The organism is Streptococcus cristatus (assembly GCF_003944225.1).
GTDB lineage: Bacteria > Bacillota > Bacilli > Lactobacillales > Streptococcaceae > Streptococcus > Streptococcus cristatus_K.
Genome location: NZ_RJPN01000001.1, coordinates 392,234 through 409,645, shown reverse-complemented (window position 1 = coordinate 409,645; position 17,412 = coordinate 392,234). Strand labels below are relative to the sequence as shown.

The 17,412-nt window shown below is 41.0% G+C and carries 16 protein-coding genes; all 16 read left to right on the top strand.

What is annotated here, in order from left to right; genetic code table 11:
* The first annotated feature begins 9 nt into the window (after window positions 1–9).
* The 16 genes from D8797_RS02195 (at window position 10) to D8797_RS02120 (ending at window position 17,284) form a co-directional block, all read left to right on the top strand.
* Complete coding sequence (locus D8797_RS02195; RefSeq protein WP_061909721.1) at window positions 10–507, top strand: SP_0198 family lipoprotein; 498 nt, start codon at window positions 10–12, stop codon at window positions 505–507.
* 182 nt (window positions 508–689) lie between these two features.
* A complete protein-coding gene (gene cls, locus D8797_RS02190) occupies window positions 690–2,225 on the top strand; it encodes a cardiolipin synthase (RefSeq protein WP_125379084.1) in 1,536 nt (511 codons plus the stop codon).
* 468 nt (window positions 2,226–2,693) lie between these two features.
* A complete protein-coding gene (locus D8797_RS02185; RefSeq protein WP_125379083.1) occupies window positions 2,694–4,250 on the top strand; it encodes a heme transporter CcmD in 1,557 nt (518 codons plus the stop codon).
* Window positions 4,251–4,371: 121 nt separating this feature from the next.
* Window positions 4,372–6,567, top strand: a complete 2,196-nt coding sequence (gene nrdD, locus D8797_RS02180) for an anaerobic ribonucleoside-triphosphate reductase (RefSeq protein ID WP_125379202.1) — start codon at window positions 4,372–4,374, stop codon at window positions 6,565–6,567.
* Between the two features lies 1 nt (window position 6,568).
* Complete coding sequence (locus D8797_RS02175; protein ID WP_005592063.1) at window positions 6,569–6,706, top strand: hypothetical protein; 138 nt, start codon at window positions 6,569–6,571, stop codon at window positions 6,704–6,706.
* A gap of 55 nt (window positions 6,707–6,761) precedes the next feature.
* Window positions 6,762–7,259: a GNAT family N-acetyltransferase gene (locus D8797_RS02170; RefSeq protein ID WP_125379082.1), complete on the top strand. Its 498-nt coding sequence runs from the start codon at window positions 6,762–6,764 to the stop codon at window positions 7,257–7,259.
* A 9-nt stretch (window positions 7,260–7,268) separates the two neighbouring features.
* Window positions 7,269–7,814: a GNAT family N-acetyltransferase gene (locus D8797_RS02165; RefSeq protein WP_125379081.1), complete on the top strand. Its 546-nt coding sequence runs from the start codon at window positions 7,269–7,271 to the stop codon at window positions 7,812–7,814.
* A complete protein-coding gene (nrdG, locus tag D8797_RS02160; protein ID WP_185780823.1) occupies window positions 7,780–8,379 on the top strand; it encodes an anaerobic ribonucleoside-triphosphate reductase activating protein in 600 nt (199 codons plus the stop codon). The genes D8797_RS02165 and nrdG overlap by 35 nt, the downstream gene beginning before the upstream one ends.
* Window positions 8,380–8,706: 327 nt before the next feature.
* Window positions 8,707–10,164 carry an LCP family glycopolymer transferase CpsA gene (gene cpsA, locus D8797_RS02155; RefSeq protein WP_125379079.1) on the top strand — a complete coding sequence of 486 codons (1,458 nt, stop codon included), beginning with the start codon at window positions 8,707–8,709 and terminating at the stop codon, window positions 10,162–10,164.
* A 3-nt stretch (window positions 10,165–10,167) separates the two neighbouring features.
* On the top strand, window positions 10,168–10,899 hold the full coding sequence (gene cps4B / locus D8797_RS02150; RefSeq protein WP_125379078.1) for a capsular polysaccharide biosynthesis protein Cps4B: 732 nt from the start codon (window positions 10,168–10,170) through the stop codon (window positions 10,897–10,899).
* 28 nt (window positions 10,900–10,927) lie between these two features.
* Window positions 10,928–11,623, top strand: coding sequence for a CspC family polysaccharide chain length determinant protein (locus D8797_RS02145; RefSeq protein WP_125379077.1), 696 nt, complete (start codon window positions 10,928–10,930; stop codon window positions 11,621–11,623).
* Between the two features lie 8 nt (window positions 11,624–11,631).
* Window positions 11,632–12,345, top strand: a complete 714-nt coding sequence (locus D8797_RS02140; protein WP_125379076.1) for a tyrosine-protein kinase — start codon at window positions 11,632–11,634, stop codon at window positions 12,343–12,345.
* A 3-nt stretch (window positions 12,346–12,348) separates the two neighbouring features.
* Entirely contained in the window at window positions 12,349–13,725 is a 1,377-nt protein-coding gene (locus D8797_RS02135; RefSeq protein ID WP_125379075.1) for a sugar transferase, read from the top strand.
* Between the two features lie 37 nt (window positions 13,726–13,762).
* Complete coding sequence (gene cps2T / locus D8797_RS02130; RefSeq protein ID WP_125379074.1) at window positions 13,763–14,938, top strand: beta 1-4 rhamnosyltransferase Cps2T; 1,176 nt, start codon at window positions 13,763–13,765, stop codon at window positions 14,936–14,938.
* A 3-nt stretch (window positions 14,939–14,941) separates the two neighbouring features.
* Window positions 14,942–16,096 carry a glycosyltransferase family 4 protein gene (locus D8797_RS02125; RefSeq protein WP_125379073.1) on the top strand — a complete coding sequence of 385 codons (1,155 nt, stop codon included), beginning with the start codon at window positions 14,942–14,944 and terminating at the stop codon, window positions 16,094–16,096.
* Between the two features lie 195 nt (window positions 16,097–16,291).
* A complete protein-coding gene (locus tag D8797_RS02120) occupies window positions 16,292–17,284 on the top strand; it encodes an acyltransferase family protein (RefSeq protein WP_446677492.1) in 993 nt (330 codons plus the stop codon).
* The last annotated feature ends 128 nt before the right edge of the window (window positions 17,285–17,412 follow it).

Below are 17,412 nucleotides of genomic sequence, written 5' to 3'. Positions count from 1 at the left end.
AGAAACAAAATGAAAGTTTCAAAAAAATTAGTTCTTTCAGCCCTTACGGCTATGACCGCTTTTGTATTGGTAGCTTGTGGCAATTCTGGTCAAAATCCATCTAATCAGGCAGCTCAATCTCAAGCGAGTTCCTCTGCTTCTCAGTCATCTGAGACAGTGTCATCAAATAGCAAGGCAAGTAGCAATACAAACAGTAGCGCAAATACTAGTAGTTCAGAGGCTTCTGCTTCCAGTCAAACGGCTGCTAGTGACTTAGATGGGACCTATAAGGCCACTCATGAAGGCGATGCTTTAACTCTAGAAGTTTCTGGAAATAAAGGAACCCTAACCAAAGTCGAACGCGACGGTGATCAGGAAATTGAACAGGTGCAGGTTGATCCAACTAATCAAACTATGATCGTTGGAGATGACGTTAAGCGTTATCGCGTAGAGGGGAAACAACTGACTCTGGAAGATTTATCGCAGGAAAACGATGATGACGACACAATCGTCTTCACCAAGCAATAATTTTCAAAGAAGGAATATCCTACAAAAGGCTGGACAGATGCTCCAGCTTTTTGTGTGTTTGGATAATGGAGTGCTAGGGCTTTCTTTAATCTTGGACTAGAGACTATTTTCTTTTAAAAAGTTTTGAAATTACTGCTAATTATTGTTATACTAGATGAAATATGAGACGAGGGAGGATTAGGATGAATCTGGGCAAGTTTCGTTTGCTGATGTCCAAGTATGGTTTCAGCATCATTATCATGTTACTGGAATTATTTCTTGTTTTTGCGGGCTTTTTCTATTTTAATCAGTTGGTGCCTAATTGGTTGTCAGCCCTTGTCATTGTTTCTTTATATATTGGGACTATCTTGGCGATTGTCAATCGGAATATGCCTCCCGAAAGTAAGGTGACTTGGCTCTTGTTTGCAGTTGTGCCCGTTTTTGGCTTCTTGCTTTATCTGATGATTGGTGAGCGGCGCCTTTCCAAAAAAGAAATTCAGCAGCTGGAAAAAATGGACTCAATGAAGTTTCGAGAGGACAACAGCTATGACCTGCGAGTCGAACTCAAGCAGGAGAATAAATCAGCCTTTGGCATTGTCAAGTCCTTGCTGAGTATGGATCACAATGCGGATGTCTATGATGGCACGGCTTCGCAATATTTCCCTCTTGGTGAAAAGATGTTTGAGGCCATGCTGGATGATTTGCGCTCAGCCAAGAAATTCATTTTTCTTGAATTTTATATCATTGATCCAGGTTTGATGTGGAACCGTGTCCTTGAGATTTTGGTAGATAAAGTCCAGCAAGGAGTTGAGGTCAAGCTGCTCTACGATGACATTGGCTGTATGGCGACCCTTTCAGGAGATTATACGAAAAGGCTGCGCAAGATGGGAATTGATGCCCATAAGTTTAATAAGGTGATTCCGCGGATGACGGTAGCCTATAATAATCGTGATCACCGCAAGATTTTGGTGGTAGATGGGCAAGTCGGCTATACAGGCGGAATCAATCTGGCAGACGAGTATATCAACCATATCGTGCGCTTCGGGCATTGGAAAGATGGCGGTGTCCGTTTGGAAGGTCGAGCAGTGAAGGCTTTGACACGTCTTTTCTTGATGAATTGGTACATCAATCGCGGGGAAATTACGGACTTTGACCGTTATCATTTTGATAGCCAGCGAGTGGAAGGTAAGGGACTTTATATCCCTTACGGGAGCGGGCCTAAGCCGATTTATAAGGAACAGGTGGGTAAGGCCGTCTACCAGAATATTATCAATCAAGCCATCGATTATGTCTATATCACGACCCCTTATTTGATTATTGACTATGATTTGACAGAGGATATCAAAAATGCAGCCATGAGAGGAGTGGATGTTCGCATTGTGACACCATTTATTCCTGATAAGAAGCTGATTCAGATAGTCACTCGTGGTGCCTATCCAGACTTGTTGGAGGCTGGTGTTAAGATTTATGAGTACACTCCTGGTTTTATCCACAGTAAGAACGTTGTTTCGGATGATGAGTTAGCTGTGGTGGGAACTATTAACTTTGACTACCGTAGTTTGGTGCATCATTATGAAAATGCCGTCCTTATGTATCAAACAGAATCGATTGCGGATATTAAGCAGGATTTTAAAGAATTGTTTGATGTTTCCAAAGAAATTTCTCTTGAAACTCTTCAGAATAGCTGGTACCAGCGTTTACTGAAGGAAATCATGCAATTATTTGCTCCGCTACTTTAAAGAGAGTGGGACAGAAATTGGTAATTCGTTAGAATTCGATTTCGTCGTCCCACCTCCGCACAGTTGAGTAGGGCTGTAAAAGCTGATGAAATCAGCGTAGTAGAGCCCACTCAACCCCTGCGTCTTGCTTGACAATCCAAAGACAATTGAGAGGCTAGGACTTTTGTCCCAGCCCCTTTTTTCTGTCTTTTGCTGAGACATTAGCTACACATCATGCTTTCTTGTGATTACTGTCTTTATTTTACGAATAGTAAGTAGGGGACAGAGAATCAAAGGAGGATTATAGATGGAAATAGCAAAAATAATTTATCGGCTTTCTTGTCCAGAAGAGCGGCTAGTTTACCTAAGATTCCGCGATTTGGAGCGCTTGGCAAAGAAGAGCCAGAAAAAGAAAGGGAGCCAAGATAAGGCTGACAGAAAGAGTGCTTTTTGATATACTATAGAGTATGGAAATCAAGGAGAACTTTTATGAACGATAGAAATCAGCAGGAAAACGTGGAAATTTTAGTATCTATGTCCGCAGAAACCTGGCAAAACACGAGTGAGAGACGGCGGTTAGAGAAAATAATCGAGCCGCTTCCTTCCTTACAACTATTTTTTTGGAGCGTTTTGGTCAGTTTGACCAGTGTGATCAATCCTCTACTAACCAACTTAGCCACCAATTTGCAATCGCAAAATCTATATGCTGGCTGGGCCTTGACTCAGGGAGAAGTTGCCTATGCAAATATTTATGGAACCAGCGGTCTTCTCTACTACTTGGTAAGCTGGTTGGGGAATTTATTTTTGGGTCAGCTATTGTTTTTACTTTTCCAAGTAGTGGCTTTGACCTTGGCAGGAATATATCTCTTCCAGACAATTTCACAAATAACGGTTAGAAGTGGTCTAGCTCGCCAGATTACAATCCTGTTCTATTTGTTTGTACTGACACTGGGATTTGGCGGAACTTATTCTATGATTTTTGCTTTTCCATTTATCTTTCGGAGTCTGTACCATCTCGTGAAGTACTTACAAGGGCGTGTCCGAGATGAGTCCTTTATTCGTTTTGGGATGGTTGGAGCCTTGGCTTTTCTAATCGAGCCAGCTTTTAGTCTGCTCTTTTACTCATTGACGACGCTGTTCTTACTCCTGTACAATATAGCTGAAAAGCGAAAAGCGCGTGGTTTTTATCAGTTACTAGCAGGTCTATTAGGTTTTTCTTTAGTCTTTTATCCACTGGGATACTATACAGTTTTGAATGGTTCCTTTGGTGTAGCGATTAGCCAAGCTACTTATGTTCTAGAGGCTTTTCGTCTTAATAGCAGCTATTTATTAGACCATTTGCTCTATTATGGCTTGCTTTTCCTAGGATTAGGTTTTGCGACAGCGTTGATGACGGCTTTTGCTTTCAAAGAAGAACCAACTGCTGCACGTGGTATGCGCTTTATTGGTTTGCTAGGTCTTCCTATCAGCTTTGTTGGTGTTCTGGGTCTGCCAGAGAAGGGTGCTTATCAATTGTTGACGACTCTGCCTTTTGCCCTACTATTACTAGCCTTGCGGCTAGATACAGGTGGAGACAGGGATGGACATGAAAGACGCCACCGTAAGCCTACCCAGGCTTCTAGCTGGAATCGTTACTTGGGCAAGCAACTCTTTCTGCCTCTGCTTGCGATGCTTTATCTCGTAGCTTATCCATTTGTAAATGAGTATATTTTATCCAATGGAGTTTCAGCAGAGAGAAATCTGGCTGCCCAACATATTCGTGAAAACAGCACTAGCAAGGATAGTATTTATGCTTGGGACAATACAGCTAGCCTCTATAAAAAATCGCAGCGTTTATCCGCTGTTTCTCTACTGAGTCCGTCGCTTTATACAGGAACGGAGGAAAATCGCATTTTCTTGCGTAATGCTTTAAACGAGGCAAGTCCAAAGTTTATTTTAGTCAATAAAGATGTGAAACTCTTTTCGGACGTGAAAAAGAAGATTTCTCAAGATTATGAAGAAGTGAACCTAAAACTCAATCACTTCAAGCTTTATCAAATCAAGTAATTCAATCAATATGTTGTGTGTAAAATAAAAAAATAACAATTTTACCACAACATATTGATTTTTTATTTTGGAGTGATATAATGTTTGGTAGATGATTAATTGAGAAGAGGAAGTGTTTGTGATGATTTTAAGAGAAGCAAAATTTGATACAGCGCCTACCATCTACGTTGAGAAGCGAGACGGCCGGAGAGTAGCTTTTGATGTGACTAAGATCTATAAGGCTATGGTACGAGCGGCTCAGGATCTTGGTCCCATGACGCCTATGCTGGAAGCTAAGCTCGAAACCATCACAGACCGTGTTGTGGCAGAAATCAGCAGTCGCTTCGCTAAGTATGTCAAAATCTATGAGATTCAGAATATCGTTGAGCATGAGCTTTTGAATGCCAAGGAATATGCCATTGCGGAGAACTACATCACTTACCGCACCCAACGGGATTTTGAGCGCTCAAAAGCGACAGATATCAACTTTACCATTGACAAGCTTCTCAACAAAGATCGTACGGTGGTCAATGAGAATGCTAATAAGGACAGCGATGTTTTCAATACCCAACGGGATTTGACCGCAGGGATTGTTGGTAAGTCCATTGGGCTTAAGATGTTGCCGCCTCATGTGGCCAATGCCCACCAGAAGGGGGACATCCACTACCATGATTTGGACTACAGCCCTTATACACCGATGACTAACTGCTGTCTGATTGACTTTGACGGCATGCTGAAAAATGGCTTCAAGATTGGGAATGCAGAAGTAGAGAGTCCCAAGTCTATTCAGACTGCGACAGCGCAAATCTCGCAAATCATTGCCAATGTAGCTTCCAGTCAGTACGGTGGCTGCTCAGCCGATCGGATTGATGAAGTCTTGGCGCCCTATGCTGAGCTTAACTATCAAAAGCATCTCAAGGATGCAGAGCAATGGGTTTTGCCGGATAAGCAGGAAGAATACGCTTGGGCGAAGACCAAGAAGGATATCTACGATGCCATGCAGTCGCTAGAGTATGAGATTAATACTCTCTTTACCTCTAACGGTCAGACTCCTTTTACTTCGCTGGGCTTTGGTCTGGGGACCAACCGTTTTGAGCGGGAAATTCAGAAGGCCATTCTCAATATCCGTATCAAGGGATTGGGAAGCGAGCACCGCACAGCAATTTTTCCTAAGCTAATTTTCACCCTTAAGCGTGGGCTCAATCTCGAGCCGGGAACGCCTAACTATGACATCAAAGAACTGGCTCTGGAGTGTGCCACTAAGCGCATGTATCCAGATGTCCTTTCATATGACAAGATTATCGACTTAACTGGATCCTTCAAGGTACCGATGGGCTGCCGTTCTTTCCTGCAAGGCTGGAAGGATGAAAATGGTCAGGAAGTCAACTCCGGCCGTATGAATCTAGGCGTCGTTACTGTCAATCTGCCGCGGATTGCACTTGAATCCGAGGGAGATTTGGATAAATTCTGGGAAATCTTTAACGAGCGGATGAATATCGCTGAAGATGCTTTGGTCTACCGAGTGGAGCGGACCAAGGAAGCCAGTCCAGCCAATGCACCGATTCTCTATCAGTATGGGGCTTTTGGCAAACGCTTGGGCAAGTATGATCAGGTTGACCAGCTCTTTACTCACCGTCGTGCGACGGTTTCCCTGGGCTATATCGGCCTGTATGAAGTGGCAGCAGTCTTTTATGGCGGCAATTGGGAGACCAATCCAGAAGCCAAGGACTTTACGGTTGCTATTGTCAAAGATATGAAGCGCCGGGTGGAAGAATGGTCAGAGCAGTATGACTATCACTTCTCTGTTTACTCAACGCCATCTGAAAGTCTGACCGACCGTTTCTGTCGCTTGGATACTGAGAAGTTTGGGGTCGTTCCGGATATTACTGACAAGGAATACTATACGAACTCCTTCCACTACGATGTGCGCAAGAATCCAACGCCTTTTGAAAAGCTGGACTTTGAGAAGATTTATCCTGAAGTGGGAGCCTCGGGCGGCTTTATCCACTACTGTGAATACCCTGTTCTTCAGCAAAATCCGAAAGCGCTGGAAGCTGTTTGGGACTATGCCTATGACCGAGTTGGTTACTTAGGTACAAATACACCGATTGACCGCTGTTACAAGTGTAACTTTGAGGGAGATTTTACGCCAACCGAGCGGGGCTTCACCTGTCCAAACTGCGGCAACAGCGATCCCAAGACGGTCGATGTGGTCAAGCGGACCTGCGGTTACTTAGGAAATCCGCAAGCCCGTCCGATGGTCAACGGCCGACACAAGGAAATATCAGCTCGGGTCAAGCACATGAATGGCTCAACTATTAAGTACGAAGGAAATTAAGATGGGAAAGTATCAATTGGACGACAAAGGAAAGGCTCAGGTGCAGCGTTTCCATGAAAAACATTCGCGTGGCGGTAATGGCAAAAAAGAGCGATTAGCCAAACTGCGTCAGCAATTTTTAGAAAAGAACAAGAAATAATAGAAGTCAGAGTGGGGCGCAAGGCGGTCTCACTCTCTTCGTATCAGGAGGAACTATGGAGCTTAGACGACCGAAACTAGAAGACAAGGAAAAGATTTTAGAGATGCTGGCTGACTTTGAAGCGGCTGGTAGCCGACAGGACGGCTTCTTTGGCGGAGCAGATTTTGTTTATGAGGACTGGCTGGAGACTATTCAGCTAGCGGAGGCAGGTCTAGGCTTGCCACAAGGTTTTGTGCCTTACATCCAACTAGTTTCTTTTGCTGCAGATGGCCAGGCTGTGGGCTTTCTCAATCTGCGTTTGCGGCTCAATGACCATTTGCTCCAAGAAGGCGGGCATATCGGTTACAGTATTCGTCCGTCTGCGCGTAGGAAAGGATTGGCCAAAGAGCAGCTGCGACAAGGTTTGCAAGTAGCTAAAGGTAAAAATATAAAACGGGCTCTAGTGACCTGCGATAGGGATAATGCTGCTAGCAGAGGAGTGATTCTTGCTAACGGTGGAGTATTAGAGGATATTCGAGCTGGAAAAGAGCGCTATTGGATTGATTTAGATTGAGGAAAGTTTATGAAGTTACGACGACCAACTGTGGAAGATAAAGACGCGATTTTAGAGATGATTGCGGAGTTTGATGCTGCAAAATCCTACATGCACGGCGGCATGGGCTCTACTTGGAAACGAGCAAAGGATTATGAGGATTGGTTGCGAATTGTAGAGCAGCAGGAGGATATTGAGGATCTGCCAGCAGGCTGGGTTCCTGCCATCCAATTTTTATCCTTTGGTGAAACTGGCTTGCCTTTGGGCTTTTTAGCCTTGCGCTTGTCCTTGAATGACAAATTATTTGTGGAGGGTGGCCACATTGGCTATTCTATTCGACCCAGCAAACGCAGAAAGGGCTTGGCCAAGATGCAGCTGGAGCTCGGGTTAGCAGAAGCTCGAAAGCAAGGACTGGAACGAGTGCTGATTACCTGCGATGAAGACAACGAAGCCAGCCGCCGTACCATTCTCTCTGCTGGCGGTGTTTACGAAAATACAATCGACAGAAGTCAGCGCTACTGGATTGATTTGGAGGATGAAGATGAACAATCCCAAACCCCAAGAATGGAAAAGTGAGGAGCTAAGCAAGGGGCGAATCATTGACTATAAGGCCTTTAACTTTGTAGATGGCGAAGGTGTCCGCAATTCCCTCTATGTCAGTGGTTGCATGTTTCACTGTGAGGGCTGCTATAATGCAGCAACTTGGTCCTTCAACGCTGGCATTCCCTATACGCAAGAGCTGGAGGAACAGATTATGAAAGACTTGGCGGAGCCTTATGTGCAGGGGCTGACCCTTCTAGGCGGCGAACCATTTCTCAATACAGGCATTCTACTGCCCTTGGTCAAGCGGATTCGGAGAGAGCTTCCAGACAAGGATATTTGGTCCTGGACGGGCTACACCTGGGAGGAGATGATGCTGGAAACGGAGGACAAGCTGGAGCTGCTGAGTCTGATTGATATTCTAGTGGACGGTCGTTTTGATATCACAAAGAAAAATCTCATGTTACAATTTCGTGGTTCCTCCAATCAGCGCATCATTGATGTGCAGAAGTCTCTTCGATCAGGACAGGTAGTCATATGGGACAAGCTCAATGATGGTCTCCAAGCCTATGAGCAAGTTGATCGAGACGGCTTACTATAATCGTCAAGATCAGAGCAAAATTTTCAGTATAAAAATAGGACGTTTTGTCCAACTTTGTCCACAATTTTTAAAATGTCCTTATTATATGCTAGCGGCTCTCTGGATTTTATGAGCAGAGTTCTATCTTACAGAATAAGGTGATACCAATGCATTGGTATCGCTTTATTTTTCTGTGTTTTAGCTTGAATTCGATTTCAAAGATGAAGTCGTTGACAAAAGAATAGGATTTTTTTACAATTATGTAATATTCTTAAGAAATTCTTAAAAAAATCATATTTTTATGCTATAATAGACTAGAGTAATTTCGCACAGAAAGCAGTAAAGTAAATGTATCAGAGATCAAAGAAATCTAAAAAGAAAAGCAATCGATTAAAGATAGTTAATAGCACCCTCTTGGGTGTTTATACTTTGTTGGCGGCCTTCTTGATTTTCACAATTTTCCGCTATCATTTTCTAGCTTTTCGCTATGTGAATATCTTAGTGACAGCCCTCATCCTAGCAGTGGCGGTTCTATCGGGATTCCTGATTTTCAAGGGTAAGGCAGGCAAGGCCACTAGTGCTATCCTAATAGTATCCTTGCTTGTGGGTTCAGTATCTATGTATGCTGTAAAGGGTTTAGTCGACTTGTCGACTGGCGTTAATTCCACTTCCAACTACTCTGAGTATGAGATGAGTATCGTGGTGCCGGCAGATAGTGATGTTAAGGACCTCAAGCAGTTGACAAATGTCTTAGCACCGTCAGGCAATGACCAAGACAATATCCAAGCGCTGATGAAAAATATCAGTCAGACACAAGGGCATGAGCTGACAGTAGATACAGCATCTTCTTATCTCGCTGCCTATAAGTCGTTGACTTCTGGTGAAGCCAAGGCTATGGTCTTGAATAGTGTTTTTGAAGATACCATTCGTGGAGAAGACCCCGACTATGCTTCTAAGATTAAAAAAATCTACACTTACAAGAAAAGCAAGAAGATTGATACAGCCATTGGCAAGCAAGATCCAAATGCAGAGGTCTTTAATATCTATGTCAGTGGTATTGACACTTATGGACCGATTTCTTCTGTGTCACGCTCGGATGTTAACATTATCATGACAGTCAACCGTAAGACCAAGAAAGTCTTGCTGACGACGACACCACGGGATGCCTATGTTCCAATTGCAGATGGTGGCCTTAATCAGCCGGATAAGCTGACTCATGCGGGTATTTACGGCGTAGATGCTTCAGTTCACACCTTGGAAAACCTCTACGGTATTGATTTGAATTATTATGTGCGCCTGAATTTCACTTCCTTCCTCAAGTTGATTGATTTGCTGGGCGGAATTGATATTGAGAACGACCAAGACTTTACTAGTCTGCACGGCAATTACCATTTCCCTGTAGGTAAGGTCCATCTTAACTCTGACCAAGCTCTAGGCTTCGTCCGTGAGCGGTATTCCCTAAATGGTGGAGATAATGATCGTGGGAAGAACCAAGAAAAGGTTATTGCAGCAGTCATTAAGAAACTGACCTCGACAGATGCATTGAAGAATTACAACGCCATTCTTTCAGGACTGCAGGACTCTGTCCAGACTGATATGAGCTTGGAAACGATGATGAATCTGATCAATACTCAGTTGGAGTCAGGCGGAAGTTATAACGTGACTTCTCAGGCCTTGACTGGAACTGGAAATACAGGTCTGCCTTCCCACGCGATGCCAGAAGCCAATCTCTACATGATGGAAATTGATCAAAATAGTTTGGCAGCTGCCAAAGCAGCGATCCAAGAAGTAATGGAAGGGAAGTAAAGCATGATTGATATTCACTCACATATCATTTTTGATGTGGATGACGGCCCTAAGGCACTAGAGGATAGCCGACGTCTGCTCGAAGAAAGCTATCGTCAGGGCGTTCGTACTATTATTTCTACTTCTCATCGCCGAAAGGGCATGTTTGAGACGCCCGAAGAAAAGATTGCGGCAAACTTCAAGCAAGTGCAGGAGTTGGCCAAGCAAGTTGCTGACGACTTGACCGTGCTATATGGAGCGGAGATTTACTATACTAGTGATATTTTGAAAAAGCTAGAAGAGGGGACATTCCCCAGTCTAGGTGGCACCAAGTATGTCTTGATCGAGTTTAGTATGAATACACCCTACAAAGATATTCATTCCGCCTTGGGCAATGTCATTCGCCTCGGTATGACTCCGGTAGTGGCCCATATCGAGCGCTATCACTGTCTGGAAAATGACGAAGACAGGGTCAGCGAATTGATCAATATGGGCTGCTATATGCAGGTCAATAGTTCAAATGTTTTGAAACCTAAGTTCTTTGGTGATCGTTACAAATTTATGAAAAAGCGTGTTCAGTTCTTTCTGGAACGGGACTTAGTTCATTTCGTTGCCAGCGATATGCACAATCTCGATGACAGACCGCCTTATATGCAAAAGGCCTATCAGATTGTCGCGAAAAAATATGGAGCTGCGCGTGCGGAAGAACTCTTTAAGACAAACCAAGAAATCTTATTAAGTAACGAGTTTATTTAATCAATCAAACTCTGGAGAAAGTAAATACATGAATCAAGAAAATCAAATGATCGAAATCGATGTGTTGTCTCTGTTGAAGACAATTTGGAAACGGAAATTTTTAATAATTTTAACTGCCTTATTGACGGGTATCTTAGCTCTAGGCTACAGCGTTTTTATTGCCAAACCTACCTACCAAAGCACAACACGTATCTACGTTGTCAATCGTCAGCAGGGCGAAAATCCTACCTTGACCAACCAAGACTTGCAAGCTGGTTCTTATTTGGTAAAGGACTACAAGGAAATTATCCTGTCTCAGGATGTCTTGGCATCCGTCATTTCAGAATTGAAACTGTCAGGTTCACCATCTGACTTGGCATCTAAGGTGACAGTGACTGTACCGACAGATACTCGGATTGTGTCTATCACAGTGACGCATGCGGATCCAGCAGAAGCCAGCCGTATCGCCAATACCTTGCGTGAAGTTGCTGCTGAAAAAATCATTGCTGTTACCAAAGTCTCTGATGTCACAACGCTGGAAGAAGCGGAAACACCGAAAACACCGTCTTCTCCAAACATTCGTCGCAATACCATCATTGGAGTGCTTGCGGGTGGTGTCTTGATGGTCATTGTAGTAGTGATTGTTGAGATCCTTGATGACCGTGTCAAGAAGCCAGAAGATATTGAAGAAGTCTTAGGAATGACCTTGCTTGGTGTCGTTCCAGATATGAGTAAGGTAGGTTAGGAGATACAATGCCAATACTAGAGTTAGCAAAAAAGAAAAAACTTTCTATTTCGAGGGTAGAGGAGTATTACAATGCTCTTCGAACCAATATCCAACTTAGTGGCGAGAACATCAAGGTGATTGCCGTTAGTTCTACCTTCCCGGGAGAGGGAAAGACGACAACATCAACGAATCTGGCCCTGACCTTTGCTAATGCGGGTTACAAGACTCTTTTGATTGATGCGGATATTCGAAATTCTAAGATGCTTGGTGGTGTTTTTAGGAGTAGTGAGAAAATCACAGGCCTAACAGAGTACTTGTCTGGAAATACAGACTTATCGCAAGGATTGTGTGAAACGGATGAGGAAAATCTCTTTGTTATCACTTCAGGGCAAGCCTCACCAAATCCAACGGCACTTGTGCAGAGCGAAAAGTTTGAGGTAATGATGGATGTTCTCCGTCGCCATTATGATTATATTATTGTGGATACTCCTCCTATCGGTATGGTCATAGATGCGACTCTTATTTCCAAGTTTTGTGATGCAAGCATGTTAGTCGTTGCTAGTAATGTAGTGAAACGGAAAATGGTTCAAAAGTCTAAGACCCAGCTGGAGCAGTCCTCTACTCCTTTCCTTGGTGTAATCTTAAATAAATATAATGTCGAAGCAGATAAATACGGTTTCTATGGTTCCTACGGAAACTATGGAGATCGTTTGAGAGAAGAAAAGAAAAGCGAGAAGTAATGTATGTTTAGAAAGCAAAGGGAAATTCAAGAGTTAGGAGTAGCTGTATTGGAACTGCTGGTGTCTATGCTGGCAGCGGTTTTAGTGAGCTTTATTTCTAATTCTGACTTGACAAGGACAAGTGTCTTTATCCTCTCTTTGCTTCACATCCTTGCTTTTTACATCAGTAATTATTTTCATCACTTTTTCCGCAGAGGTTACTTTGTAGAGTTTATCCAAACTTTAAAATACAGTGTCTTCTATGCCCTCTTTGTCACTTTTGCTTCCTTTATCATGGAGGAACACTTTTCTATCTCTCGCCGGGGGCTGATTTATTTTATCTTACTAAATGGTTTACTAGTTTACGTGGCCAATATTTTGTTCAAAAACTACTATTCTTCTATTCATGCTAGATCAAAAAATAGTACAAAGGTTTTTGTCATTACTACAAGTTCTAGGATAGAAAAGTTTTTTGCTCAAATAGAAAAAGCACAAGATTTTGCTGGTCAGATAGTGGCAGTTACAGTAGTGGACGATCCTTCTTTTACAAGTTCTGCTTTTGATGTGGTGCTGGAAAAAGATATGATAGAGTACGCAACCCGGTCAGTAGTGGATGAGGTGTTTATCAACCTACCTAGCGATCTTTATCGCTTGGAAGATTTGATTTCTCAGTTTGAGCATATGGGAATCGATGTCAATGTTAATATCAATGCCCTAGATTTTCCAACCAATGGCGAGAAGCGCATTCGCAATGTGGCTGGTTTTAATATTGTTACGTTTTCGACTCGCTTTTATAGTTACTACCATGTTCTTTTGAAACGACTTCTGGATATTGTTGGTGCCCTATTTGGCTTGCTGCTTTGTGGGATAGCCGCTATTTTCCTAGTGCCTCAGATCAAAAAAGATGGTGGTCCAGCTATTTTCTCTCAAGATCGCGTTGGGAAGAATGGTCGCATCTTTAAATTTTATAAATTCCGCTCTATGGCTGTGGATGCGGAAGAGCGTAAAAAAGAGCTGATGGTGCAAAATACGATGTCAGACGGTATGTTTAAGGTCGATAATGACCCTCGTATCACACCGATTGGACATTTTATCCGCAAGACAAGTCTGGATGAGCTGCCTCAGTTTTGGAATGTCCTCAAAGGAGATATGAGCCTGGTCGGTACACGCCCACCAACTGTGGATGAGTATGAAAAATACACGCCTGAGCAGAAAAAACGTTTGAGTTTCAAGCCAGGAATCACAGGTCTCTGGCAAGTCAGTGGCCGCAGCGAAATCACGAATTTTGATGATGTTGTAAAACTAGATGTGTCTTATATTGATGATTGGACCATCTGGTCAGATATTAAAATTTTACTAAAGACTGTTAAAGTCGTACTAATGAAAGACGGAGCGAAGTAGTTCTACTTCCTCCTCTCTATTTATGATGGAAGAGAGAATGGGAAAAACAGTTTATATTATCGGTTCTAAAGGAATACCAGCTAAATATGGCGGATTTGAAACTTTTGTAGAGAAATTAACAGAGTTTCAAAAGGATAAAGACATTCAATATTATGTCGCTTGTATGCGTGAAAACTCAGCTAAGTCTGGAATAACAGAGGATGTTTTTGAACATAATGGTGCCACATGCTTTAACATTGATGTTCCGAATATTGGACCGGCTCGTGCAATCGCTTATGATATTGCTGCCCTCAACAAGGCAATTGAAATAGCAAAGAAAAATAAGGACGAAGCACCAGTATTTTACATTTTAGCCTGTCGAATTGGTCCATTTATTTCAAATCTAAAAAAGAAAATCAAAGCTCTTGGGGGCAGCACTTTGATGGTTAATCCAGATGGACATGAGTGGCTACGAGCTAAATGGAGTTTGCCTGTTCGTAAATATTGGAAACATTCCGAACGCCTTATGGTGAAGCACGCAGACCTTTTGATTTGTGATAGTAAGAATATCGAAAAGTATATCCAAACGGACTATACTCGTTATCAACCAAATACAACTTATATTGCTTATGGGACTGACACAACTAGATCACAACTGACATCCTCAGATGAAAAAGTGCGTTCTTGGTATGATGAAAAAGGTGTCCGTGAGAATGAATATTATCTTGTAGTTGGACGCTTCGTACCAGAAAATAATTATGAAGCTATGCTTCGTGGTTTTATGAAGTCTAACTCTAAGAAAGATTTTGTCTTGATTACCAATGTTGAGCAAAATAAGTTTTATGAGAAACTGCGTCAAGAGACTGGTTTTGACAAAGACCCACGTGTCAAGTTTGTTGGGACGGTTTATGACCAAGAGTTGCTCAAGTATATCCGTGAGCATGCTTTTGCTTACCTCCATGGTCATGAAGTTGGTGGAACCAATCCGTCTTTGTTAGAAGCACTGTCTTCAACGAAGCTCAATCTTCTGCTTGATGTTGGATTTAATCGTGAGGTCGGAGAAGATGGGGTGATGTATTGGAAGAAGGATGAACTAGCTCAGATTATTGATAAAGCAGAGCAGTTGGATAACACAGCAATTGAAAAATTAGATTATCAATCAAGCCAGCGAATCAATCAATCTTTTACTTGGGAGAAGATTGTTAGTGAGTATGAAAAGGTGTTTAAGGGATAGGTAATGAAGAGGATTTTATACTTACATGCAGGTGCAGAAATGTATGGAGCAGATAAGGTCTTATTAGAGTTAATTAAAGGACTGGATAAGCAAGAATTTGAAGCACATGTGATTTTACCAAACAAAGGTGTTTTAGTTGAAGCTTTGCGTCAAGTGGGTGCTAAAGTTGAAGTTATAGAATATCCTATTCTTCGACGGAAATATTTTAATCCCAAAGGCATGATTGACTATATCCGCTCCTATCATCGCTATGCTAAAAAGATTGCCACTTATGCGAAACAACATCAGATTGACCTTGTTCATAATAATACAACGGCTGTTTTGGAAGGAATTTACCTCAAACGGAAGTTGAAGTTGCCTCTTTTATGGCATGTTCATGAAATCATTGTTAGACCTAAATTTGTTTCTGATTTCATTAATATTCTAATGGGACGATATGCTGATAGAATTATCACAGTTTCAGAAGCAGTTGCAAATCATGTATTGGCATCTCGTTTTGTGAATAAAGAGCAAATTTCTGTCATTTACAATGGAGTGGATAATGCTACTTATTATCCAAAAGATAATCAATCTATTCGGGAACAATTTGAGATTGATCAGACTTCCATGGTTATTGGAATGATAGGACGCGTGAATGCATGGAAAGGTCAGAATGATTTTTTAGATGCAGTAATTCCGATTTTGAAAGGTAACTCTAACATAGTAGCTTTCCTAGCAGGGAGTGCTTTTGAGGGTGAAGAATGGCGCGTGCAAGAGTTGGATGCAAGAATTGCTTCCCTACCAGTAGCTGAACAGATTAAGCGTATTGATTATTACGCTAATACGAATGAGCTATATAATATGTTTGACATTTTTGTGCTTCCAAGTACCAATCCAGATCCGCTACCAACAGTAGTGCTAGAAGCAATGGCATGTGGAAAGCCGATTGTAGGCTATCGACATGGTGGTGTTTGTGAAATGGTAGAAGAAGATATCAATGGTTTGTTAGCGAAACCAAATGATTCTGAAGCTTTATCTCGACTTATTCAGAATTTAATAGATAATCCAGAAAAAATCAGCGAATTTGGACAAACTTCGATGAAACGTCAGAAAGAGATGTTTTCTCTGGAGAGCTATATAAATAATTTTTCAAATCAATATGAAAAATTGTCGGAATAACGAAACGATTAAAAATAATTTAATTGTTAAGTATAGTTTATTTTGTTCTTTATAAAAATTTATTAATTATTTAAAGTTTAAAGAATAGTTGAATCGACATAGACAGAAGATTAGTATAAATATAGGTACTTCAATGTTATATATTAGTTGAACAAAGGTGGAAAGAGTTTGAGAAAGAAAGTAGGTAAAATAACTGTGTTTTTAACTCGTGAGGAAAGTCAAGAAATCAAAGGGATTGCAATTTTGCTAATGCTATTTCATCATCTTTTTGCATTTTCAGATAGAATTCCGAATGGTTTACACTATTCCAACTTTACGGTTACGTTAGCAAAATTTGGTAATGTTTGTGTTCCAATTTTTTTGTTTATTAGTGGATATGGGCTTGCTAAAACAAAGAAAAAAACTGTTAATGATTTTTTTAATAGAATCAAAGATTTTTATCTACGATATTGGCTAGTTTTTGTTCTTTTTATTCCAATTACTTTCTTAGTTGGGAAAGTAGAGATCACACCCCTAAGCCTATTTTTTAATCTGACTGCTTTAAAAACAAGCTATAATGGAGAATGGTGGTTTGTGACTCTATATATATTTTTATTATTAATAACACCTTTTCTTTATAAAATATCTTCTATAAAAATTTTATTACTAACTGTTACTTTATCAGTATTTCATTTTGTAGGATATAGATTACTTGCTTCAAATTCTTTTTTTATTTTTGTTCCTAATTNCACCCCTATTATTGCATTTGGTATAGGTTTTATAGTCACTAGGTATGAAACAATAGTGATGGAAAGAATAGATTATTTTTGTAAAAAATTTGCTAATATAATTGGACTATTATTTTTACTATTCATATTTTTCTTTCTCTTAATAATTGGAGCACGAATACCTAGTTCTATGAGTTTGATATGTCCAGCTTTTATTTTATATTTTAAATATGCCCTTTCTAATAAGAAACATGCAAAAAAATTTCTAAGGGAACTTGGTAATCGTAGTATGTTCATGTGGTTGACACACAGTTTTTACTGTTATAAACTAATACCAAGTTTAATATATTCACCAAGAATTGCATTGTTAGTATTTCTATTATTAGTTTTTATTTCATATGTGACCGCAATGGTTTTAGAAAAGATTTATACTAAGACAATGTTACTTATACCACACCTTTGTAACAAGAACGGGAGGTAGCTTTGTATAGTATTGTTTTAAAGATGAAAGAATCATCTTAGCTAATGAAAATAAGTTTGTTGGTTGCTATAATAAATTAAAGATAAGTATAAAGCGATTCTAAATTTAGTATAAATTTTGAGGGAGAT